The organism is Pseudomonas sp. K8, assembly GCF_014889455.1.
In the GTDB taxonomy this organism is placed as follows: Bacteria; Pseudomonadota; Gammaproteobacteria; order Pseudomonadales; family Pseudomonadaceae; genus Aquipseudomonas; species Aquipseudomonas veronii.
Map to the genome: position 1 here is coordinate 16,188 of NZ_VJWO01000030.1, position 18,982 is coordinate 35,169.

31 protein-coding genes are annotated in these 18,982 nt (G+C 54.6%); all 31 read left to right on the forward strand.

Features of this window, described 5'->3' with window-relative positions:
* Positions 1–9 precede the first annotated feature (9 nt).
* The 31 genes from fusA (at position 10) to INT12_RS19600 (ending at position 18,886) form a co-directional block, all read left to right on the forward strand.
* Positions 10–2,115, forward strand: coding sequence for an elongation factor G (fusA, locus tag INT12_RS19450; protein WP_193058978.1), 2,106 nt, complete (start codon positions 10–12; stop codon positions 2,113–2,115).
* A gap of 30 nt (positions 2,116–2,145) precedes the next feature.
* Positions 2,146–3,339: an elongation factor Tu gene (gene tuf / locus INT12_RS19455; RefSeq protein WP_017848801.1), complete on the forward strand. Its 1,194-nt coding sequence runs from the start codon at positions 2,146–2,148 to the stop codon at positions 3,337–3,339.
* 158 nt (positions 3,340–3,497) lie between these two features.
* Positions 3,498–3,809 (forward strand): 30S ribosomal protein S10, encoded by a 312-nt coding sequence (gene rpsJ / locus INT12_RS19460; RefSeq protein ID WP_003186070.1) that lies wholly within the window; start codon positions 3,498–3,500, stop codon positions 3,807–3,809.
* A gap of 81 nt (positions 3,810–3,890) precedes the next feature.
* Positions 3,891–4,526, forward strand: coding sequence for a 50S ribosomal protein L3 (gene rplC, locus INT12_RS19465; RefSeq protein ID WP_007253310.1), 636 nt, complete (start codon positions 3,891–3,893; stop codon positions 4,524–4,526).
* A 12-nt stretch (positions 4,527–4,538) separates the two neighbouring features.
* Positions 4,539–5,141 (forward strand): 50S ribosomal protein L4, encoded by a 603-nt coding sequence (rplD, locus tag INT12_RS19470; protein WP_003210082.1) that lies wholly within the window; start codon positions 4,539–4,541, stop codon positions 5,139–5,141.
* A complete protein-coding gene (gene rplW, locus INT12_RS19475) occupies positions 5,138–5,437 on the forward strand; it encodes a 50S ribosomal protein L23 (protein ID WP_002555488.1) in 300 nt (99 codons plus the stop codon). Before rplD ends, rplW begins: the two co-directional genes overlap by 4 nt.
* A 14-nt stretch (positions 5,438–5,451) precedes the next feature.
* Entirely contained in the window at positions 5,452–6,276 is an 825-nt protein-coding gene (gene rplB, locus INT12_RS19480) for a 50S ribosomal protein L2 (protein ID WP_003210080.1), read from the forward strand.
* A gap of 16 nt (positions 6,277–6,292) precedes the next feature.
* Complete coding sequence (gene rpsS / locus INT12_RS19485; protein WP_002555486.1) at positions 6,293–6,568, forward strand: 30S ribosomal protein S19; 276 nt, start codon at positions 6,293–6,295, stop codon at positions 6,566–6,568.
* Positions 6,569–6,579: 11 nt separating this feature from the next.
* Complete coding sequence (rplV, locus tag INT12_RS19490) at positions 6,580–6,912, forward strand: 50S ribosomal protein L22 (protein ID WP_003103908.1); 333 nt, start codon at positions 6,580–6,582, stop codon at positions 6,910–6,912.
* Between the two features lie 13 nt (positions 6,913–6,925).
* Complete coding sequence (gene rpsC, locus INT12_RS19495) at positions 6,926–7,612, forward strand: 30S ribosomal protein S3 (RefSeq protein WP_003176422.1); 687 nt, start codon at positions 6,926–6,928, stop codon at positions 7,610–7,612.
* Positions 7,613–7,624: 12 nt separating this feature from the next.
* Complete coding sequence (gene rplP / locus INT12_RS19500; protein WP_003232424.1) at positions 7,625–8,038, forward strand: 50S ribosomal protein L16; 414 nt, start codon at positions 7,625–7,627, stop codon at positions 8,036–8,038.
* Complete coding sequence (rpmC, locus tag INT12_RS19505; protein WP_002555481.1) at positions 8,038–8,229, forward strand: 50S ribosomal protein L29; 192 nt, start codon at positions 8,038–8,040, stop codon at positions 8,227–8,229. The genes rplP and rpmC overlap by 1 nt, the downstream gene beginning before the upstream one ends.
* A gap of 2 nt (positions 8,230–8,231) precedes the next feature.
* Entirely contained in the window at positions 8,232–8,498 is a 267-nt protein-coding gene (gene rpsQ / locus INT12_RS19510; protein ID WP_003176419.1) for a 30S ribosomal protein S17, read from the forward strand.
* Positions 8,499–8,521: 23 nt separating this feature from the next.
* Positions 8,522–8,890 (forward strand): 50S ribosomal protein L14, encoded by a 369-nt coding sequence (rplN, locus tag INT12_RS19515; protein WP_002555479.1) that lies wholly within the window; start codon positions 8,522–8,524, stop codon positions 8,888–8,890.
* Between the two features lie 11 nt (positions 8,891–8,901).
* Positions 8,902–9,216, forward strand: coding sequence for a 50S ribosomal protein L24 (gene rplX / locus INT12_RS19520; RefSeq protein ID WP_007896770.1), 315 nt, complete (start codon positions 8,902–8,904; stop codon positions 9,214–9,216).
* Positions 9,217–9,238: 22 nt separating this feature from the next.
* Complete coding sequence (gene rplE / locus INT12_RS19525; RefSeq protein WP_003194642.1) at positions 9,239–9,778, forward strand: 50S ribosomal protein L5; 540 nt, start codon at positions 9,239–9,241, stop codon at positions 9,776–9,778.
* Between the two features lie 13 nt (positions 9,779–9,791).
* Positions 9,792–10,097: a 30S ribosomal protein S14 gene (rpsN, locus tag INT12_RS19530; RefSeq protein ID WP_003176414.1), complete on the forward strand. Its 306-nt coding sequence runs from the start codon at positions 9,792–9,794 to the stop codon at positions 10,095–10,097.
* A gap of 207 nt (positions 10,098–10,304) precedes the next feature.
* Positions 10,305–10,697, forward strand: a complete 393-nt coding sequence (gene rpsH / locus INT12_RS19535) for a 30S ribosomal protein S8 (protein ID WP_017848802.1) — start codon at positions 10,305–10,307, stop codon at positions 10,695–10,697.
* 12 nt (positions 10,698–10,709) lie between these two features.
* Entirely contained in the window at positions 10,710–11,243 is a 534-nt protein-coding gene (gene rplF / locus INT12_RS19540; RefSeq protein ID WP_003176412.1) for a 50S ribosomal protein L6, read from the forward strand.
* A 10-nt stretch (positions 11,244–11,253) separates the two neighbouring features.
* A complete protein-coding gene (gene rplR, locus INT12_RS19545) occupies positions 11,254–11,604 on the forward strand; it encodes a 50S ribosomal protein L18 (RefSeq protein ID WP_003186037.1) in 351 nt (116 codons plus the stop codon).
* A 3-nt stretch (positions 11,605–11,607) separates the two neighbouring features.
* Positions 11,608–12,108 carry a 30S ribosomal protein S5 gene (rpsE, locus tag INT12_RS19550; RefSeq protein WP_003186035.1) on the forward strand — a complete coding sequence of 167 codons (501 nt, stop codon included), beginning with the start codon at positions 11,608–11,610 and terminating at the stop codon, positions 12,106–12,108.
* A gap of 2 nt (positions 12,109–12,110) precedes the next feature.
* A complete protein-coding gene (gene rpmD, locus INT12_RS19555) occupies positions 12,111–12,287 on the forward strand; it encodes a 50S ribosomal protein L30 (protein ID WP_003176408.1) in 177 nt (58 codons plus the stop codon).
* 3 nt (positions 12,288–12,290) lie between these two features.
* A complete protein-coding gene (gene rplO, locus INT12_RS19560) occupies positions 12,291–12,728 on the forward strand; it encodes a 50S ribosomal protein L15 (RefSeq protein WP_003176407.1) in 438 nt (145 codons plus the stop codon).
* Positions 12,729–14,057 carry a preprotein translocase subunit SecY gene (secY, locus tag INT12_RS19565; RefSeq protein ID WP_003176406.1) on the forward strand — a complete coding sequence of 443 codons (1,329 nt, stop codon included), beginning with the start codon at positions 12,729–12,731 and terminating at the stop codon, positions 14,055–14,057. It abuts the gene before it with no gap.
* Between the two features lie 27 nt (positions 14,058–14,084).
* Positions 14,085–14,201 carry a 50S ribosomal protein L36 gene (rpmJ, locus tag INT12_RS19570; RefSeq protein WP_002555468.1) on the forward strand — a complete coding sequence of 39 codons (117 nt, stop codon included), beginning with the start codon at positions 14,085–14,087 and terminating at the stop codon, positions 14,199–14,201.
* Positions 14,202–14,330: 129 nt separating this feature from the next.
* Positions 14,331–14,687, forward strand: coding sequence for a 30S ribosomal protein S13 (gene rpsM / locus INT12_RS19575; RefSeq protein WP_017848803.1), 357 nt, complete (start codon positions 14,331–14,333; stop codon positions 14,685–14,687).
* A gap of 30 nt (positions 14,688–14,717) precedes the next feature.
* Positions 14,718–15,107, forward strand: coding sequence for a 30S ribosomal protein S11 (rpsK, locus tag INT12_RS19580; RefSeq protein WP_002555466.1), 390 nt, complete (start codon positions 14,718–14,720; stop codon positions 15,105–15,107).
* An 18-nt stretch (positions 15,108–15,125) separates the two neighbouring features.
* On the forward strand, positions 15,126–15,746 hold the full coding sequence (gene rpsD / locus INT12_RS19585) for a 30S ribosomal protein S4 (RefSeq protein ID WP_003176404.1): 621 nt from the start codon (positions 15,126–15,128) through the stop codon (positions 15,744–15,746).
* Between the two features lie 22 nt (positions 15,747–15,768).
* Positions 15,769–16,770 carry a DNA-directed RNA polymerase subunit alpha gene (locus INT12_RS19590; RefSeq protein WP_003176403.1) on the forward strand — a complete coding sequence of 334 codons (1,002 nt, stop codon included), beginning with the start codon at positions 15,769–15,771 and terminating at the stop codon, positions 16,768–16,770.
* A 41-nt stretch (positions 16,771–16,811) separates the two neighbouring features.
* Positions 16,812–17,198, forward strand: a complete 387-nt coding sequence (gene rplQ / locus INT12_RS19595) for a 50S ribosomal protein L17 (RefSeq protein WP_003176402.1) — start codon at positions 16,812–16,814, stop codon at positions 17,196–17,198.
* Between the two features lie 239 nt (positions 17,199–17,437).
* Complete coding sequence (locus tag INT12_RS19600; protein WP_079444808.1) at positions 17,438–18,886, forward strand: catalase; 1,449 nt, start codon at positions 17,438–17,440, stop codon at positions 18,884–18,886.
* Positions 18,887–18,982: the final 96 nt, after the last annotated feature.

Consider the following 18,982-nt stretch of genomic DNA (forward strand, 5'->3'; position numbering starts at 1 on the left):
GAGGGCTTTATGGCTCGTACTACACCGATTAATCGCTACCGTAACATTGGTATCGTTGCTCACGTGGATGCTGGTAAAACCACCACCACCGAGCGCGTCCTTTTTTACACCGGCAAAAGTCACAAGATGGGCGAGGTGCATGACGGCGCCGCGACCACAGACTGGATGGTTCAGGAGCAGGAGCGTGGTATTACCATTACTTCTGCTGCTATTACCGCCTTCTGGAAAGGTTCCGAGAAGCAGTACAAAGACGAGCACCGTTTCAACGTTATCGATACCCCAGGCCACGTAGACTTCACTATTGAAGTTGAACGTTCCCTGCGTGTACTCGACGGCGCTGTCGTTGTGTTCTGCGGTACCTCGGGTGTTGAGCCTCAGTCAGAAACCGTATGGCGTCAAGCCAACAAATACGGCGTTCCACGTCTTGTTTACGTAAACAAGATGGACCGTGCTGGTGCCAACTTCCTGCGCGTGATCGGTCAGATCAAGCAGCGTCTGGGTCACACTCCGGTGCCAATTCAATTGGCAATCGGTTCCGAAGATAACTTCCAGGGCCAGATCGATCTGATCGCCATGGAAGCCGTCTACTGGAATGACGCCGACAAAGGTATGGTTCCTGTTCGTAAGCCTATCCCTGCTGAACTGCAGGAACTGGCTGACGAGTGGCGTAACAACATGGTTGAGGCTGCTGCCGAAGCCAGCGAAGAACTGATGAACAAGTACCTCGAAGGTGAAGAACTCACCAACGCGGAAATCAAGGCCGCTCTGCGTCAGCGTACTATCGCTGGTGAGATCGTCTTGGCTGTTTGTGGTTCTTCCTTCAAGAACAAGGGTGTTCCCCTGGTTCTCGACGCCGTTATCGACTACCTGCCTGCTCCAACCGACATTCCTGCTATCAAGGGTACCAACCCTGATAACGAGGAAGAAGAGATGGAGCGTCACGCCGATGACAGCGAGCCGTTCTCGGCTCTGGCGTTCAAGATCGCAACCGACCCATTCGTGGGTACCTTGACTTTCGTCCGCGTTTACTCGGGCGTGTTGGCCTCCGGCGACGGCGTGATCAACTCGGTTAAAGGTAAGAAAGAGCGCGTGGGTCGTATGGTGCAAATGCACGCAAACGCCCGTGAAGAGATCAAGGAAGTGCGCGCTGGTGACATCGCGGCCCTGATCGGCATGAAGGACGTCACCACTGGTGAAACTTTGTGCGACGCTGCTAAGCCAATCATCCTGGTTCGTATGGACTTCCCGGAGCCGGTTATTTCGGTTGCCGTAGAGCCTAAGACCAAGGATGACCAGGAAAAAATGGGTATCGCTCTGGGCAAACTTGCTCAGGAAGATCCATCTTTCCGCGTCAAGACTGATGAAGAGACTGGTCAAACGATCATCTCCGGCATGGGCGAGTTGCACCTGGACATCCTGGTTGACCGGATGCGCCGTGAGTTCAACGTCGAAGCCAACATCGGTAAGCCTCAGGTTTCCTATCGTGAGCGCATCACGAAGAACTGTGAAATCGAAGGCAAGTTCGTTCGTCAGTCCGGCGGTCGTGGTCAGTTCGGTCACTGCTGGATCCGTTTTGCTCCTGCTGACGAAGGTCAGGAAGGTCTGCAATTCGTGAACGAAGTAGTAGGTGGTGTTGTTCCTAAGGAATACATCCCTGCTATCCAGAAGGGTATCGAAGAGCAGATGAAGAACGGTGTTGTCGCCGGCTATCCGCTGATCGGCCTGAAAGCAACCGTTTTTGACGGTTCTTACCACGACGTCGACTCCAACGAGATGGCGTTCAAGGTGGCTGCTTCCATGGCAACCAAGCAACTGGCCCAGAAGGGCGGTGGTGAGTTGCTTGAGCCAATCATGGCGGTAGAAGGTGTTACACCTGAAGACTATATGGGTGATGTCATGGGCGACCTTAACCGTCGTCGCGGCATGATCTTGGGTATGGAAGACACGGTTTCCGGCAAAGTGATTCGCGCCGAGGTTCCGTTGGGTGAGATGTTCGGTTATGCGACCGACGTTCGCTCCATGTCCCAGGGTCGCGCAAGCTACTCTATGGAATTCAAAAAATACAACACAGCTCCGGCGCACATCGCTGAAACTGTATCCAAAAAACAAGGCTGATTCAGTCCTTTAGGCAAGGAGTTAATTGTCGTGGCTAAAGAAAAATTTGATCGTTCCCTACCGCACGTCAACGTTGGCACCATCGGTCACGTTGACCACGGTAAAACCACTCTGACTGCTGCTCTGACTCGCGTTTGCTCCGAAGTATTCGGTTCCGCAATCGTTGATTTCGATAAAATCGACAGCGCACCAGAAGAAAAAGCTCGTGGTATCACCATCAACACCGCGCACGTCGAGTACAACTCGAAGATTCGTCACTACGCTCACGTTGACTGCCCAGGTCACGCTGACTATGTGAAGAACATGATCACTGGTGCTGCCCAGATGGACGGCGCGATCCTGGTTTGCTCGGCCGCTGATGGTCCGATGCCACAAACCCGTGAGCACATCCTGCTGTCCCGTCAGGTAGGCGTTCCGTACATCGTGGTTTTCCTGAACAAGGCTGACCTGGTAGACGACGCTGAGCTGCTGGAACTGGTTGAGATGGAAGTGCGCGATCTGCTGAGCACTTACGACTTCCCAGGCGACGACACTCCGATCATCATCGGTTCTGCTCGTATGGCGCTGGAAGGCAAAGACGACAACGAAATGGGCACCACTGCCGTTCGTAAACTGGTTGAAACTCTGGACAGCTACATCCCAGAACCAGTTCGTCTGACCGACAAGCCATTCCTGATGCCAATCGAAGACGTATTCTCGATCTCGGGTCGCGGTACTGTTGTGACTGGTCGTATCGAGCGTGGTATCGTTCGCGTTCAAGACCCACTGGAAATCGTTGGTCTGCGTGACACCACCGTTACCACTTGCACCGGTGTTGAAATGTTCCGCAAGCTGCTCGACGAAGGTCGTGCTGGCGAGAACTGCGGCGTACTGCTGCGCGGCACCAAGCGTGATGACGTTGAACGTGGTCAGGTTCTGGTTAAGCCAGGTACCGTTAAGCCGCACACCAAGTTCACCGCAGAAGTTTACGTTCTGAGCAAGGAAGAAGGCGGTCGTCACACTCCGTTCTTCAAAGGCTACCGTCCACAGTTCTACTTCCGTACTACTGACGTGACTGGTAACTGCGAATTGCCAGAAGGCGTTGAAATGGTAATGCCAGGCGATAACATTCAAATGACTGTTACCCTGATCAAAACCATCGCAATGGAAGACGGTCTGCGCTTCGCTATCCGTGAAGGCGGCCGTACCGTTGGTGCTGGCGTTGTAGCTAAAATCATCGAGTAAGCTCTTTTTTGAGTTAGCTTCGAGGTTTTGAAAAAGCCCCCGCTCAGCGGGGGCTTTTTTTATTGGGTTGACACCTATCTGGGGCGTCTATAGAATTGCGCCTCCTTTTAACGGGCGTATTGCGCTCGCTGGGAATAGCAGCCGGAGTCTGAAATCCAATGCAAAATCAGCAAATCCGTATCAGGTTGAAGGCTTTTGACCATCGCCTGATCGACCAATCCACCCAGGAAATCGTGGAAACCGCGAAACGTACTGGTGCTCAAGTGCGTGGTCCAATTCCACTGCCTACCCGTAAAGAGCGGTTCACCGTTCTGGTCTCCCCGCACGTCAACAAAGACGCGCGTGACCAGTACGAGATCCGTACTCATAAGCGCGTACTGGACATCGTCCAGCCAACGGATAAAACCGTTGATGCACTTATGAAGCTTGATCTGGCGGCCGGTGTGGAAGTACAGATCAGCCTCGGCTAAGACTTGGGTCTTAGTCGTGTAACGCTCTGAAATGGGCGGCCATAGCGGGTGAAAGCCCCGTACACTCATGAGGTTTACAACATGACTATTGGTGTAGTCGGTCGTAAATGCGGTATGACCCGTATTTTCACCGAAGAAGGTGTCTCCATTCCGGTCACGGTCATTGAGATCGAGCCGAATCGCGTCACCCAGTTCAAAACTGAAGAAACCGATGGCTATCGTGCAGTGCAAGTCACTGTCGGCGAGCGTCGTGCTTCGCGCGTGACTGCTGCTCAAGCAGGTCACTTCGCTAAAGCAAACGTTGCAGCTGGTCGCACTGTTATGGAGTTCCGTCTTGAAGAAGGCGACTACCAGGCTGGCGATCTGATCAACGCTGAAATCTTCGCCGCTGGTCAACTGGTTGATGTAACCGGTCAGTCCAAGGGTAAAGGCTTCCAGGGTACGATCAAGCGTTGGAATTTCCGTGGCCAAGACAACACTCACGGTAACTCCGTTTCCCACCGCGTCCCGGGCTCTATTGGCCAGTGCCAGACTCCTGGTCGTGTATTCAAGGGCAAAAAAATGTCCGGTCATATGGGCGCTGAGCGCGTGACCGTGCAGTCCCTCGAAGTAGTGCGCGTCGACGCTGAACGCAATCTGTTGTTGGTCAAGGGTGCTGTTCCTGGCGCTACTGGCGGCAACCTGGTTGTACGTCCAGCGGCCAAGGCTCGCGGTTAAGGGGAAGCTGACATGCAATTAAATGTAAATGACGCTCAAGCGATCGAAGTTTCCGAACTGACATTTGGCGGCGAATTCAACGAGACGCTCGTTCACCAAGCAGTCGTGGCCTACATGGCCGGCGGCCGTCAAGGTAGCAAGCAGCAAAAGACCCGTTCCGACGTTCGTGGTGGCGGTAAGCGCCCTTGGCGTCAGAAAGGTACTGGCCGTGCTCGTGCCGGTACTATCCGTAGCCCAATCTGGCGCGGCGGCGGTACCACTTTCGCAGCTCGTCCGCAGGATCACACTCAGAAGCTCAACAAGAAGATGTACCGCGCAGCACTGCGCTCCATCCTTGCTGAACTCGTGCGTACTGATCGTCTGGTCGTGGTTCAGGACTTCGCTGTTGAAGCACCGAAAACCAAAGATCTGCTGAACAAGCTGAACGGCATGGGCCTGACTGACGTCTTGATCGTGTCTGAAGCTGTTGATCAGAACCTGTACCTGGCTGCTCGCAACCTGCCACACGTTGATGTACGTGACGTGCAAGGTTCCGATCCAGTTAGTCTGATCGCATACGACAAGGTGTTGATCACCGTGTCGGCCGTGAAGAAATTCGAGGAGCTGCTGGGATGAACCAGGAACGCGTATTTAAAGTTCTGCTTGGCCCGCACGTTTCCGAAAAGGCTACGGTTCTGGCTGACAAGAAAGGCCAGTTCGTTTTCAAGGTTGCAACTGACGCAACCAAGCTGGAAATCAAGAAGGCCGTCGAAAGCCTGTTCAGCGTGAAAGTAGAGCGTGTTACTACCCTGAATGTTCTGGGTAAGAGCAAGCGCACTGCTCGCGGTCTGGGCAAGCGTAATGACTGGAAGAAGGCAGTTATCTCCCTTCAGCCAGGCCAAGATCTCGATTTCAGCAGCAGTGCTGAGTAAGGAAGGGGTGCATCATGGCAATCGTTAAATGCAAACCGACTTCCCCTGGCCGCCGTTTTGTGGTCAAGGTGGTCAACCAGGAGCTGCATAAAGGCGCTCCTCACGCACCGCTGCTCGAGAAGAAATCGAAGACTGGTGGTCGTAACAACAATGGTCGCATTACCACTCGTCACATCGGTGGTGGCCATAAACAGCATTATCGTCTGGTCGACTTCCGTCGCAACGACAAAGATGGCATCGCTGCCACTGTCGAGCGTATCGAATACGATCCAAACCGTACTGCTCACATCGCTCTGCTGCTGTACGCAGATGGCGAGCGTCGCTACATCATCGCCCCTAAAGGCGTGAGTGCTGGTGACCAGCTGATCGCAGGTGCTCTGGCACCGATCAAGCCGGGCAACGCTCTGCAACTGCGTAACATTCCAGTTGGTAGCACCGTACACGGCATCGAATTGAAGCCAGGTAAAGGCGCGCAAATCGCTCGTTCCGCTGGTGCTTCGGCTCAGCTGATCGCTCGTGAAGGTGTCTACGTGACCCTGCGTCTGCGTTCTGGTGAGATGCGTAAAGTGCTGGCTGAATGCCGCGCGACCCTGGGTGAAGTCTCGAACTCCGAGCACAGCCTGCGTTCGCTGGGTAAAGCTGGTGCCAAACGCTGGCGTGGCGTTCGCCCAACCGTTCGTGGTGTTGCCATGAACCCGGTTGACCACCCACACGGTGGTGGTGAAGGTCGTACCTCTGGTGGTCGTCATCCGGTATCGCCATGGGGCTTCCCGACTAAGGGCGCGAAGACTCGTGGTAATAAGCGTACCGACAAAATGATCGTCCGTCGTCGCAAGTAAATAGAGGGATACGACAGTGCCACGTTCTCTGAAAAAAGGTCCTTTTATTGATCTTCACCTACTGAAGAAGATCGAAGTGGCGGCGGAAAAGAACGATCGCAAACCAGTTAAGACCTGGTCGCGTCGTTCGATGATCCTGCCACAAATGGTCGGTCTGACCATCGCAGTACACAACGGTCGTCAACACGTCCCAGTTCTCGTTAACGAAGACATGGTCGGCCACAAACTAGGCGAGTTTGCCGGTACCCGCACTTATCGTGGGCACGTGGCAGACAAGAAAGCCAAGCGTTAAGGGGTAAGGAAATGGAAGTAGCCGCTAAGTTGTCGGGCGCTCGAATCTCCGCCCAGAAAGCCCGCTTGGTCGCCGACCAGATCCGCGGGAAGAAGGTGGGCGAAGCGCTCAACCTGTTGGCTTTCAGCAGTAAGAAAGCCGCCGAGATCATGAAGAAAGTGCTGGAGTCGGCCGTAGCCAACGCCGAGCATAACGAAGGCGCAGACGTTGATGACCTGAAGGTCAGCACCGTTTTCGTCAACGAAGGGCGTTCGCTGAAGCGTATCATGCCGCGTGCCAAAGGCCGTGCTGATCGCATCGTCAAGCGGTCTTGCCATATCACTGTCAAGGTTGCTGACAAGTAACGGAGTCGAAGAGATGGGTCAGAAAGTACATCCCATTGGCATTCGCCTGGGAATCGTCAAGGAGCACACCTCCGTCTGGTACGCAGACGGTCGGACTTATGCGGACTATTTGTTCGCTGATCTGAAGGTGCGTGAGTATCTCCAAGACAAACTAAAAAGCGCGTCCGTAAGCCGTATCGATATCCATCGTCCGGCACAAACTGCACGTATCACCATCCACACCGCTCGTCCAGGTATCGTTATCGGGAAGAAAGGTGAAGATGTTGAGAAACTGCGTCAGGACCTGACCAAGCAAATGGGTGTGCCTGTGCACATCAATATCGAAGAGATCCGCAAGCCGGAGCTCGACGGTATGCTGGTTGCGCAGAGCGTAGCTCAGCAGCTGGAGCGTCGCGTCATGTTCCGTCGCGCTATGAAGCGCGCCGTACAGAACGCCATGCGTATTGGTGCCAAAGGCATCAAAATCCAAGTGAGCGGTCGTCTCGGCGGTGCTGAAATCGCACGTACTGAATGGTATCGCGAAGGTCGTGTGCCACTGCACACCCTGCGTGCCGACATCGACTATGCCAACTACGAAGCTCACACCACTTATGGTGTGATCGGTGTAAAGGTTTGGATCTTCAAAGGCGAAGTAATTGGTGGTCGCCAAGAAGAACTGAAACCACAAGCACCAGCGCCTCGTAAAAAAGCTGCTAAGTAAGGGGTACGCCAAATGTTGCAACCAAAGCGTACGAAGTTCCGCAAGCAGATGACAGGCCACAACCGTGGTCTGGCTCAGCGCGGTAGCAAAGTCAGCTTCGGCGAATTCGCGCTGAAGTCTGTAGCTCGTGGTCGTCTCACCGCTCGTCAGATCGAGTCAGCGCGTCGTGCTCTGACCCGTCACGTAAAACGTGGCGGCAAGATCTGGATCCGTGTATTCCCGGACAAGCCGATCTCCAAAAAGCCCCTCGAAGTTCGGATGGGTAAAGGTAAGGGTAACGTGGAATACTGGGTAGCCCAGATTCAGCCAGGCAAAGTCCTGTATGAAATCGAGGGTGTAACTGAAGAGCTGGCGCGTGAGGCTTTTGCCCTGGCTGCTGCAAAGCTGCCGCTCGCCACCGCCTTTGTTAAACGGACGGTGATGTGATGAAAGCGAATGAACTTCGTGAAAAATCCGCACAGCAGCTGAACGAGCAACTGCTCGGCCTGCTGCGCGACCAGTTCAATCTGCGCATGCAGAAAGCAACTGGCCAGTTGGGGCAGTCTCATCTGCTCTCGCAAGTTAAGCGTGACATCGCTCGCGTGAAGACTGTGCTCAACCAGCAGGCAGGTAAGTGATCATGGCTGAAGCCGAAAAGACTGTCCGTACGCTGACTGGCCGTGTTGTCAGCGACAAGATGGACAAAACCATCACCGTTTTGATCGAGCGTCGCGTTAAGCACCCGATCTACGGTAAATATGTTAAGCGTTCGACTAAGCTGCACGCGCACGACGAAACCAACCAGTGCCACATCGGCGACAAAGTCACTATTCGTGAAACTCGTCCGCTGGCCAAGACCAAGTCTTGGGCACTGGTTGATGTTCTCGAACGCGCTGTGGAAGTCTAAGGACTAGGGGTCGGAGAAATTATATGATTCAGACTCAATCCATGCTCGATGTGGCCGATAACAGCGGCGCTCGCCGTGTTATGTGCATCAAGGTGCTGGGTGGCTCCCATCGTCGTTACGCTGGTATCGGTGACATCATCAAAGTTACCGTGAAGGAAGCAATTCCTCGCGGTAAAGTGAAAAAAGGCCAAGTGATGACTGCTGTTGTAGTCCGCACTCGTCACGGCGTTCGCCGTGCAGATGGCTCCATTATCCGCTTTGATGGCAACGCTGCTGTTCTTCTGAACAACAAGCAAGAGCCGATCGGCACCCGTATCTTTGGGCCAGTGACCCGTGAACTTCGTACTGAGAAGTTCATGAAGATCGTCTCGCTCGCCCCAGAAGTGCTGTAAGGAGATCCGACATGCAAAAGATTCGTCGTGACGACGAGATCATCGTGATCGCCGGCAAAGACAAAGGTAAGCGCGGTAAGGTGCTGAAGGTTCTCGCTGACGACCGTCTGGTCGTCGGTGGTCTGAACCTGGTCAAGCGTCATACCAAGCCTAACCCTATGTCGGGCGTACAAGGCGGTATCGTCGAGAAAGAAGCGCCACTGCACGCTTCTAACGTCGCCATCTTCAACGGCGAAACCAACAAGGCTGACCGCGTTGGTTTCAAAGTAGAAGACGGTAAGAAAATTCGTGTCTTCAAGTCGACCCAAAAAGCGGTTGATGCTTGAACACTGCTAGGTAGATAAGACCATGGCACGACTACAAGAGATTTACCGGAAGGAAATCGCCCCCAAGCTTAAGGAAGAACTTAAGCTCGGGAACGTGATGGAAGTTCCGCGCGTTACCAAAATCACCCTGAACATGGGTCTGGGCGAAGCGATCGGCGACAAAAAAGTCATCGAGCACGCTGTTGCTGACCTGGAAAAGATCACCGGTCAAAAAGTCGTTGTGACTTACGCTCGGAAATCCATCGCTGGCTTTAAAGTCCGTGAAGGTTGGCCGATCGGCGTCAAAGTGACTCTGCGCCGTGAGCGTATGTATGAATTCCTGGATCGTCTGCTGTCGATCTCCCTGCCTCGGGTCCGCGACTTCCGCGGCCTGAATGCCAAGTCCTTCGATGGTCGTGGTAACTACAGCATGGGCGTGAAAGAGCAGATCATCTTCCCGGAAATCGACTACGACAAGATCGATGCTCTCCGCGGTCTGGACATCACCCTGACCACCACTGCCAAGAACGATGATGAAGGTCGCGCCCTGTTGCGTGCTTTCAAATTCCCGTTCCGCAACTGATTGGAGTAGGACCATGGCCAAGATGAGCATGAAAAACCGCGAGCTGAAACGTCAGCTCACGGTTGCCAAGTACGCCAAGAAGCGTGCAGCACTGAAAGCAATCATCGTTGATCTGAACGCAAGTCCAGAAGCACGTTGGGAAGCCACAGTAGCTCTGCAGAAGCAGCCACGTGACGCAAGCGCCTCGCGCATGCGTAACCGCTGCCGCCTGACCGGTCGTCCACACGGCGTTTACCGCAAGTTCGGCCTCGGCCGTAACAAACTGCGTGAAGCGGCAATGCGTGGTGACGTGCCAGGTCTGGTTAAAGCCAGCTGGTAAGTACTTTCAAAGTCCGGACGGTCTGAATCGCAAGATACTGACCGCCGGTACCTTGAATCTGGAACAAGCCCCTTTTGGGGCTTGTTTCATTTCCGGAGTGTGTCTAGAATACCCGGCTCGCCTGAGCCCGTGTTTTCTATGCCCGGAGATACTCAGCGACATATGTAGCCGCAAGGCTAATTTTTTTGTATTAGGAGCGTCTAGCCCATGAGTATGCAGGACCCGTTAGCGGACATGCTAACTCGTATCCGTAATGCCCAGATGGCTGAAAAGTCCGTCGTAAGCATGCCATCTTCCACGTTGAAGGTAGCTGTTGCCAAAGTCCTGAAAGACGAAGGCTACATTGCGGGTTATCAGATCAGCAGCGAAATCAAACCACTGCTGTCCATCGAGCTGAAGTACTTCGAAGGCCGTCCGGTCATCGAGGAAGTGAAGCGCGTTAGCCGTCCAGGCCTGCGTCAGTACAAGTCCGTTGAAGATCTGCCGAAAGTTCGTGGCGGTCTTGGCGTGTCTATCGTCTCCACCAACAAAGGTGTGATGACGGATCGTGCTGCGCGCGCTGCCGGTGTCGGCGGCGAAGTTCTTTGCACTGTGTTCTAAGGGGGGATAAGCATGTCTCGCGTCGCTAAGAACCCCGTTAAGCTGCCAGCCGGTGTCGAAGTAAAATTCGCAGGCCAACAGCTTTCGGTGAAGGGTGCCAAGGGTACTCTTGAACTGAACATCCATTCGTCCGTTGAGATCGTTGAAGAAGCTGGTGAGCTGCGTTTCGCTGCTCGCAATGGCGATCAACAAACTCGCGCAATGGCCGGTACCACGCGTGCGTTGGTAAACAACATGGTCCAAGGCGTAAGCCAAGGCTTCGAGCGTAAGCTCCAGCTGGTCGGTGTTGGTTACAAAGCGCAAGCAAAAGGCACGGTTTTGAACCTGGCCCTTGGCTTCTCGCACCCAGTGGATTACGAACTGCCGGAAGGCATCACCGCTGAGACCCCTAGCCAAACCGATATCCTGATCAAGGGCATCGATAAGCAGCTGGTAGGTCAGGTGGCCGCTGAGATCCGCGACTTCCGTCCACCAGAGCCGTACAAAGGCAAAGGTGTGCGCTACGCGGACGAAGTCGTCCGTCGTAAAGAAGCCAAGAAGAAGTAGGGCATAGCAAATGACCGACAAAAAAGTTACTCGACTGCGTCGCGCTCGCAAAGCACGCCTGAAAATGCACGAACTCGAAGTCGTGCGTCTCTGCGTGTTCCGCTCGTCGCAGCACATCTACGCCCAGGTCATCTCGGCCGACGGCAACAAAGTCCTGGCAAGCGCCTCGACTTTGGATAAAGAACTGCGTGATGGTGCCACCGGCAACATCGACGCGGCCACTAAGGTTGGCCAGCTGGTCGCTACGCGTGCTAAAGCCGCTGGCGTCTCGCAGGTGGCTTTCGACCGCTCTGGCTTCAAGTATCACGGTCGCGTCAAGGCGCTGGCTGATGCTGCTCGTGAAGCTGGGCTGGAGTTCTAAGTTATGTCAAATAACGACCAAAAGCGCGACGAAGGCTACATTGAGAAGCTGGTTCAAGTTAACCGCGTAGCCAAAACCGTTAAAGGCGGCCGTATCTTCACTTTCACCGCGTTGACCGTGGTGGGTGATGGTAAAGGGCGCGTTGGCTTCGGCCGTGGCAAGTCACGTGAAGTGCCTGCTGCGATCCAGAAGGCAATGGAAGCTGCTCGTCGCAACATGATCCAAGTTGATCTGAACGGCACCACTCTGCAGTACGCAATGAAGTCCGCCCATGGCGCTTCGAAGGTGTACATGCAGCCTGCTTCTGAAGGTACTGGTATCATCGCTGGCGGCGCTATGCGTGCTGTCCTCGAAGTTGCTGGCGTTCAGAACGTTCTGGCCAAGTGCTACGGCTCGACTAACCCAGTAAACGTGGTTCACGCCACTTTCAAGGGTTTGAAAGCAATGCAGTCTCCTGAATCCATTGCCGCCAAGCGTGGCAAAAGCGTCAAGGAGATCTTCTGATCATGGCTACCGTTAAAGTAACGCTGATCAAAAGCATGACCGGCCGCATCCCTAACCACAAATTGTGCGTTAAGGGTTTGGGTCTGCGTCGCATCGGTCACACTGTAGAAGTCCAGGATACTCCCGAGAATCGCGGGATGATCAACAAGGCTTACTACATGCTGCGTGTCGAGGGTTAATCGATGAAACTCAATGATCTGAGTCCAGCGCCGGGTTCCCGTCGCGAAAAGCATCGTCCGGGCCGTGGTATCGGTAGCGGTTTGGGTAAGACTGGTGGCCGTGGCCACAAAGGTCAAACCTCCCGCTCCGGTGGCACCATTGCTCCAGGCTTTGAAGGCGGTCAACAGCCGCTGCATCGTCGCCTGCCTAAGTTCGGTTTCGTATCCCTGAAAGCCATGGACCGCGCAGAAGTGCGTCTGTCCGAGCTGGCTAAAGTGGAAGGCGACATCGTTACTGTGCAGACCCTGAAAGATGCCAACGTGATCAACGTCAACGTACAGCGTGTGAAAATCATGCTGTCCGGTGAAGTGACTCGCGCTGTCACTATCGGCAAGGGAATCGGCGCCACCAAAGGTGCGCGTTCGGCTATCGAAGCAGCTGGCGGCAAGTTCGAGGAATAAATGGCTAAGCAAGGTGCTCTCTCAGCGCTCGGCAAAGGCGGTATGTCTGAACTTTGGGCTCGTCTGCGTTTTCTGTTCCTGGCGATTATCGTCTACCGAATAGGCGCACACATCCCGGTTCCAGGTATCAACCCGGACCGACTCGCAGACCTGTTTCGACAGAATGAGGGGACCATTCTTAGCTTGTTCAACATGTTTTCCGGCGGCGCGCTGGAACGGATGAGCATCTTTGCACTGGGGATCATGCCGTACATTTCGGCATCGATCATCATGCAACTGATGACCGCCGTCAGCCCGCAGCTGGAGCAGTTGAAGAAGGAAGGTGAAGCTGGCCGTCGCAAGATTAGCCAGTACACCCGCTACGGCACTGTCATCCTCGCCCTGGTTCAAGCTATCGGCATGTCCGTTGGCCTGGCGGGGCAGGGTGTTGCGTTCACTGGTGACTTTGGCTTCCATTTCGTCGCGGTATCCACGTTTGTGGCTGGTGCGATGTTCATGATGTGGCTGGGTGAGCAGATTACTGAGCGTGGTGTTGGTAACGGTATCTCGATGTTGATTTTCGCAGGTATCGTCGCCGGTCTTCCGAGAGCGATCGGGCAGTCTTTCGAGTCTGCACGTCAGGGTGATATCAACATTTTCGCCCTGGTTGCCATCGGTTTGCTGGCAGTAGCGATTATCGGTTTTGTGGTGTTCATTGAGCGTGGCCAGCGTCGTATTGCTGTTCACTACGCCAAGCGTCAGCAGGGCCGTAAGGTCTTTGCTGCGCAGACCAGCCACTTGCCGCTGAAAGTGAATATGGCCGGTGTTATTCCGGCGATTTTCGCGAGCAGCATCTTGCTGTTTCCGGCTTCGTTGGGTACCTGGTTTGGTCAGTCTGAAAACATGGGCTGGCTGCAGGACCTCTCTCAGTCGATCGCTCCTGGTCAGCCGTTGAATATTCTGCTGTTTAGTGCAGGGATTATTTTCTTCTGCTTCTTCTATACGGCGTTGATGTTCAATCCGAAAGACGTAGCGGAAAACCTGAAGAAGTCCGGTGCCTTTATTCCGGGCATCCGTCCAGGTGAGCAGTCTGCACGCTACATTGATGGCGTTCTGACTCGTTTGACCCTGTTCGGTGCTCTATATATGACGGCCGTGTGCTTGTTGCCCCAGTTCCTGGTGGTTGCAGCAAACGTTCCGTTCTACCTTGGCGGGACCTCGTTGCTGATCGTGGTCGTGGTTGTGATGGACTTCATGTCCCAAGTACAATCGCACCTCGTTTCGCACCAGTACGAATCCCTGATGAAGAAAGCCAACCTGAAGGGTTACGGCAGCGGCATGTTGCGCTGAGTACCCATAAGGTTCGAGGAGTTGGTGATGAAAGTTCGTGCATCGGTGAAAAAGCTGTGCCGTAACTGCAAGATTATTCGCCGCGAAGGTGTTGTTCGAGTAATTTGCAGCGCGGAACCGCGTCACAAACAGCGCCAAGGCTGAGTGTGATCCGCTTGAAGCCCGGCAGCTAGTGCGCTGCCGGGTTGATTATTTGTTATTACAGCGATATTATCTCGCGCCCTATTTCTTGGCTTCCGGGGCGTAGGTAGCTGTCAATTGGAGTCCCACTGAATGGCCCGTATTGCAGGCGTTAACATTCCAGATAACAAGCACACTGTTATCTCGCTGACCTACATCTATGGTGTTGGTCGCACTACTGCGCAGAAAATTTGCGCGGTCGCTGGGGTAAACCCAGCCGCTAAGATCAAGGATCTGAGCGACGAGCAGGTTGAATTGCTGCGTGGCGAAGTGGCGAAGTTCACCACTGAAGGTGACCTGCGTCGCGAAATCAACATGAAAATCAAGCGTTTGATGGACCTCGGTTGCTATCGCGGTCTGCGTCATCGTCGTGGTCTTCCAGTACGCGGTCAGCGTACCAAGACTAACGCGCGTACCCGTAAAGGTCCGCGTAAGCCGATCCGCAAGTAATCGCCCCCGCGAATCGACAGGAAAATTATCATGGCAAAACCTGCTGCTCGTCCTCGTAAAAAAGTTAAAAAGACAGTGGTTGATGGCATCGCCCACATCCATGCTTCTTTTAACAACACCATCGTGACCATCACCGACCGTCAAGGTAACGCGCTTTCTTGGGCTACCTCCGGTGGTTCGGGTTTCCGCGGTTCCCGCAAGTCCACCCCGTTCGCTGCTCAAGTAGCTGCTGAACGTGCTGGTCAAGCTGCGCTGGAATACGGCCTGAAAAACCTCGACGTTAACGTCAAAGGTCCAGGTCCAGGTCGTGAGTCCGCTGTCCGTGCTTTGAACGGCTGTGGCTATAAGATCGCCAGCATCACCGACGTGACGCCAATCCCGCACAACGGGTGCCGTCCGCCGAAGAAGCGCCGCGTGTAATCCAGGAGATTGTAAAGAATGGCTCGTTACATTGGTCCAAAATGCAAACTCGCTCGTCGCGAAGGCACCGATCTCTTCCTGAAGAGCGGCGTGCGCGCGATCGAATCGAAGTGCAACATTGAAGCAGCACCTGGTATCCACGGCCAACGCCGCGGTCGCCAGTCCGATTACGGCACCCAACTGCGTGAAAAGCAGAAGGTCCGTCGTATCTACGGCGTTCTCGAGCGTCAGTTCAGCGGCTACTACAAAGAAGCTGCTGGCAAGAAAGGTGCAACCGGTGAAAACCTGCTGCAACTGCTCGAATGCCGTCTGGACAACGTTGTATACCGTATGGGCTTTGGTTCTACTCGTGCCGAATCCCGTCAGCTGGTATCGCACAAGTCGATCAGCGTTAACGGCCAGACCGTAAACGTTCCGTCCTACCAGGTTCGTGCTGGTGACGTGGTCGCTGTTCGCGAGAAAGCAAAAAACCAACTTCGCATTGTCCAAGCTCTCGATCTGTGTGCCCAACGTGGCCGCGTAGAATGGGTAGAAGTAGACACTGAGAAGAAGTCGGGCGTTTTCAAGAACGTTCCAGCTCGCAGTGATCTGTCCGCCGACATCAACGAAAGCCTGATTGTCGAGCTCTACTCCAAGTAAGGGCTAGAAAATAGGTGCATCCATGCAGATTTCGGTAAATGAGTTCCTGACACCCCGCCACATTGATGTGCAGGTTGTCAGTCCAACCCGCGCCAAAATCACACTCGAGCCTCTCGAGCGTGGTTTTGGCCACACCCTGGGCAACGCGCTGCGCCGCATCCTGTTGTCCTCAATGCCCGGCTGTGCAGTAGTCGAGGCCGAGATTGACGGTGTGCTCCACGAGTACAGCGCCATCGAAGGTGTACAGGAAGACGTAATTGAAATCCTGTTGAACCTTAAAGGTCTGGCTATCAAGCTGCACGGCCGTGACGAAGTTACGCTGACCTTGTCGAAGAAGGGTTCGGGGGTGGTTACCGCTGCCGATATTCAGCTGGATCATGATGTCGAGATCGTTAACCCCGATCACGTAATCGCTAACCTGGCGTCTAACGGCGCCCTGAACATGAAGCTCACTGTAGCTCGTGGTCGTGGTTATGAACCGGCCGACTCGCGTCAGAGCGATGAAGACGAAAGCCGCAGCATTGGTCGCTTGCAGCTTGACTCTTCGTTCAGCCCGGTTCGCCGTATCGCATACGTGGTGGAAAACGCCCGTGTCGAGCAGCGTACTAACCTGGACAAGCTGGTTATTGATCTGGAAACCAACGGTACTCTGGACCCTGAAGAGGCTATCCGTCGCGCTGCAACCATTCTGCAACAGCAGTTGGCTGCGTTCGTCGACCTCAAAGGCGACAGCGAACCAGTGGTAATCGAGCAGGAAGACGAGATCGATCCGATCCTGCTTCGCCCGGTTGACGATCTGGAACTGACTGTACGTTCGGCTAACTGCCTTAAGGCGGAAAACATTTACTACATCGGCGACCTGATTCAGCGTACCGAAGTAGAACTGTTGAAGACTCCGAACCTGGGCAAGAAATCCTTGACTGAAATCAAGGACGTTCTGGCCTCCCGCGGTCTGTCCCTCGGCATGCGCCTCGACAACTGGCCGCCTGCAAGTCTTAAGAAGGACGACAAGGCGACTGCCTGATCGTCGTAATCACCGAACGTGAGTTTGGTAAGGAATGAACCATGCGTCATCGTAAAAGTGGACGTCACCTGAGCCGTACCAGCTCGCACCGTAAGGCCATGTTCCAAAACATGGCGGTGTCGCTGTTCGAGCACGAGCTGATCAAAACTACACTGCCGAAAGCTAAAGAACTGCGTCGCGTTGCTGAGCCGCTGATCACTTTGGCTAAGACAGACAGCCTGGCTAACCGCCGTCTGGCCTTCGACCGTACTCGTTCGAAAGCTATCGTTGGTAAGCTCTTCAACGACCTGGGCAAGCGTTACGCTACCCGTGAGGGTGGCTACCTGCGCATCCTCAAGTGCGGTTTCCGCGCTGGCGACAACGCGCCTATGGCGTATGTCGAGTTGGTTGATCGTGCTACTGCCGGCGAAGCTGTAAGCGCCGAGTAAGACGACAGTCTGTTACGAAGAACCGGGCCTAGCGCCCGGTTTTTTGTGCGCGTAAGAAAAGCGCCATGGATACAAGCGTGCATCGATCTGGCCGCGGCATTATGGGCGTCGGGTGTATTGGTAGTAATTTTCTATTGATGTCCACAATTTAATGAATTTGTAGACGTCATGTTGATGATCAATACTCACTGCAAGCCGATTAGCCGGCAGTTCCAAGTCCGACCTGAGGAAGATTGAACATGAGCCAGAACAAAATTCTTACCACCGCCAGCGGCGCTCCCGTGGCGGATAACCAGAACTCCCGTTCCGCCGGCCCGCGTGGCCCGTTGTTGCTCGATGATTTTCACCTGATCGAGAAGCTCGCTCACTTCAACCGCGAAAACATCCCTGAGCGTCGCGTACACGCCAAAGGTTCGGGTGCTTACGGCACGTTCACCGTCACCCGGGACATTACTCAGTACACCAGCGCCAAGCTGTTCGAGGCCGTTGGTAAACAAACGCCGACCTTTCTGCGTTTCTCCACGGTTGGTGGCGAACGTGGTTCGGCGGATACCGAGCGCGACCCTCGTGGCTTTGCCTTGAAGTTCTACACCGAAGAAGGCAACTGGGACATCGTCGGTAACAACACCCCGGTGTTCTTCATCCGCGACCCACTCAAGTTCCCTGATTTCATCCACACTCAAAAACGCCTGCCGCAAAGCAATCTGAAAAGCGCGCAGATGATGTGGGATTTCTGGTCGCACTCCCCGGAGGCGCTGCACCAGGTCACCATCCTGTTTTCGGACCGTGGTATCCCTGACGGTTACCGCCACATGCACGGCTTCGGTAGCCACACCTACAGCTTGATCAACGCCAAGGGCGAGCGGCACTGGGTGAAGTGGCACTACAAGACCAAGCAAGGCATCAAGAACCTGGCACCGGCCGAGGCGGCACGTTTGGCCGGTACCGACCCTGATTACGCACAGCGCGATCTGTTTGGTGCGATCGAGCGCGGGGATTTCCCGAAATGGCGCGTCTGCATTCAGATCATGACCGAGGCCCAGGCCAACGCACATTACGAGAACCCCTTTGACGTGACCAAAACCTGGTCGCAGAAGGAGTTCCCGCTGATCGAAGTCGGTGAACTGGAGCTCAACCGTAATCCGCAGAACTACTTCGCCGAAGTGGAACAAGCGGCGTTCGGCCCGAGCAACATGGTCCCGGGTGTTGGCCTGTCGCCGGACCGCATGCTGCAAGGTCGCGTCTTCGCTTACGCAGATGCCCACCGCTACCGTATCGGCACCAACCACCAGCAATTGCCGGTGAATGCCCCACGTAGCCCGGTCAACAGCTACCAGCGTGATGGCTCGATGGCCTTCGGCAGCAACGGTGGTGCGGCGCCCAACTATGAGCCAAACAGCTACGCCGACGCGCCGAAACAAGCGCCACAGTACGCCGAGCCCGCATTGGCCCTGAGCGGTGCCGCGGATCGTTACGATCACCGCGAAGACACCGACTATTACAGCCACGCCGGTGCGCTGTTCCGCCTGATGAACGATGAGCAGAAAGCCTTGCTCACCGGCAACATCGCAGGCGCCATGGCGGGGGTTTCCAGTGATGTGGTCCAGCGTCAGTTGCAGCACTTCTTCAAAGCCGATCCGGCTTATGGAGAAGCAATCGCAAAGGCGCTGGGTGTATCGATTAACTGACTCTAAACGATAAGCAGAACCGCCCTCATTTGGGCGGTTTTTGCGTTAATTCAGCTGCTTTTCTCAGGAAATCTTCACTTTTCAGCCGTTGGCTCC

What these genes read in the sequence shown, in the direction of transcription:
- fusA (WP_193058978.1), top strand. Translation starts at nt 10, where the DNA reads ATGGCTCGTACTACACCGATTAATCGCTACCGTAACATTGGTATCGTT.
- rpsJ (WP_003186070.1), top strand. Translation starts at nt 3,498, where the DNA reads ATGCAAAATCAGCAAATCCGTATCAGGTTGAAGGCTTTTGACCATCGC.
- rplC (WP_007253310.1), top strand. Translation starts at nt 3,891, where the DNA reads ATGACTATTGGTGTAGTCGGTCGTAAATGCGGTATGACCCGTATTTTC.
- rplD (WP_003210082.1), top strand. Translation starts at nt 4,539, where the DNA reads ATGCAATTAAATGTAAATGACGCTCAAGCGATCGAAGTTTCCGAACTG.
- rplW (WP_002555488.1), top strand. Translation starts at nt 5,138, where the DNA reads ATGAACCAGGAACGCGTATTTAAAGTTCTGCTTGGCCCGCACGTTTCC.
- rplB (WP_003210080.1), top strand. Translation starts at nt 5,452, where the DNA reads ATGGCAATCGTTAAATGCAAACCGACTTCCCCTGGCCGCCGTTTTGTG.
- rplV (WP_003103908.1), top strand. Translation starts at nt 6,580, where the DNA reads ATGGAAGTAGCCGCTAAGTTGTCGGGCGCTCGAATCTCCGCCCAGAAA.
- rpsC (WP_003176422.1), top strand. Translation starts at nt 6,926, where the DNA reads ATGGGTCAGAAAGTACATCCCATTGGCATTCGCCTGGGAATCGTCAAG.
- rplP (WP_003232424.1), top strand. Translation starts at nt 7,625, where the DNA reads ATGTTGCAACCAAAGCGTACGAAGTTCCGCAAGCAGATGACAGGCCAC.
- rpmC (WP_002555481.1), top strand. Translation starts at nt 8,038, where the DNA reads ATGAAAGCGAATGAACTTCGTGAAAAATCCGCACAGCAGCTGAACGAG.
- rpsQ (WP_003176419.1), top strand. Translation starts at nt 8,232, where the DNA reads ATGGCTGAAGCCGAAAAGACTGTCCGTACGCTGACTGGCCGTGTTGTC.
- rplN (WP_002555479.1), top strand. Translation starts at nt 8,522, where the DNA reads ATGATTCAGACTCAATCCATGCTCGATGTGGCCGATAACAGCGGCGCT.
- rplX (WP_007896770.1), top strand. Translation starts at nt 8,902, where the DNA reads ATGCAAAAGATTCGTCGTGACGACGAGATCATCGTGATCGCCGGCAAA.
- rplE (WP_003194642.1), top strand. Translation starts at nt 9,239, where the DNA reads ATGGCACGACTACAAGAGATTTACCGGAAGGAAATCGCCCCCAAGCTT.
- rpsN (WP_003176414.1), top strand. Translation starts at nt 9,792, where the DNA reads ATGGCCAAGATGAGCATGAAAAACCGCGAGCTGAAACGTCAGCTCACG.
- rpsH (WP_017848802.1), top strand. Translation starts at nt 10,305, where the DNA reads ATGAGTATGCAGGACCCGTTAGCGGACATGCTAACTCGTATCCGTAAT.
- rplF (WP_003176412.1), top strand. Translation starts at nt 10,710, where the DNA reads ATGTCTCGCGTCGCTAAGAACCCCGTTAAGCTGCCAGCCGGTGTCGAA.
- rplR (WP_003186037.1), top strand. Translation starts at nt 11,254, where the DNA reads ATGACCGACAAAAAAGTTACTCGACTGCGTCGCGCTCGCAAAGCACGC.
- rpsE (WP_003186035.1), top strand. Translation starts at nt 11,608, where the DNA reads ATGTCAAATAACGACCAAAAGCGCGACGAAGGCTACATTGAGAAGCTG.
- rpmD (WP_003176408.1), top strand. Translation starts at nt 12,111, where the DNA reads ATGGCTACCGTTAAAGTAACGCTGATCAAAAGCATGACCGGCCGCATC.
- rplO (WP_003176407.1), top strand. Translation starts at nt 12,291, where the DNA reads ATGAAACTCAATGATCTGAGTCCAGCGCCGGGTTCCCGTCGCGAAAAG.
- secY (WP_003176406.1), top strand. Translation starts at nt 12,729, where the DNA reads ATGGCTAAGCAAGGTGCTCTCTCAGCGCTCGGCAAAGGCGGTATGTCT.
- rpmJ (WP_002555468.1), top strand. Translation starts at nt 14,085, where the DNA reads ATGAAAGTTCGTGCATCGGTGAAAAAGCTGTGCCGTAACTGCAAGATT.
- rpsM (WP_017848803.1), top strand. Translation starts at nt 14,331, where the DNA reads ATGGCCCGTATTGCAGGCGTTAACATTCCAGATAACAAGCACACTGTT.
- rpsK (WP_002555466.1), top strand. Translation starts at nt 14,718, where the DNA reads ATGGCAAAACCTGCTGCTCGTCCTCGTAAAAAAGTTAAAAAGACAGTG.
- rpsD (WP_003176404.1), top strand. Translation starts at nt 15,126, where the DNA reads ATGGCTCGTTACATTGGTCCAAAATGCAAACTCGCTCGTCGCGAAGGC.
- INT12_RS19590 (WP_003176403.1), top strand. Translation starts at nt 15,769, where the DNA reads ATGCAGATTTCGGTAAATGAGTTCCTGACACCCCGCCACATTGATGTG.
- rplQ (WP_003176402.1), top strand. Translation starts at nt 16,812, where the DNA reads ATGCGTCATCGTAAAAGTGGACGTCACCTGAGCCGTACCAGCTCGCAC.
- INT12_RS19600 (WP_079444808.1), top strand. Translation starts at nt 17,438, where the DNA reads ATGAGCCAGAACAAAATTCTTACCACCGCCAGCGGCGCTCCCGTGGCG.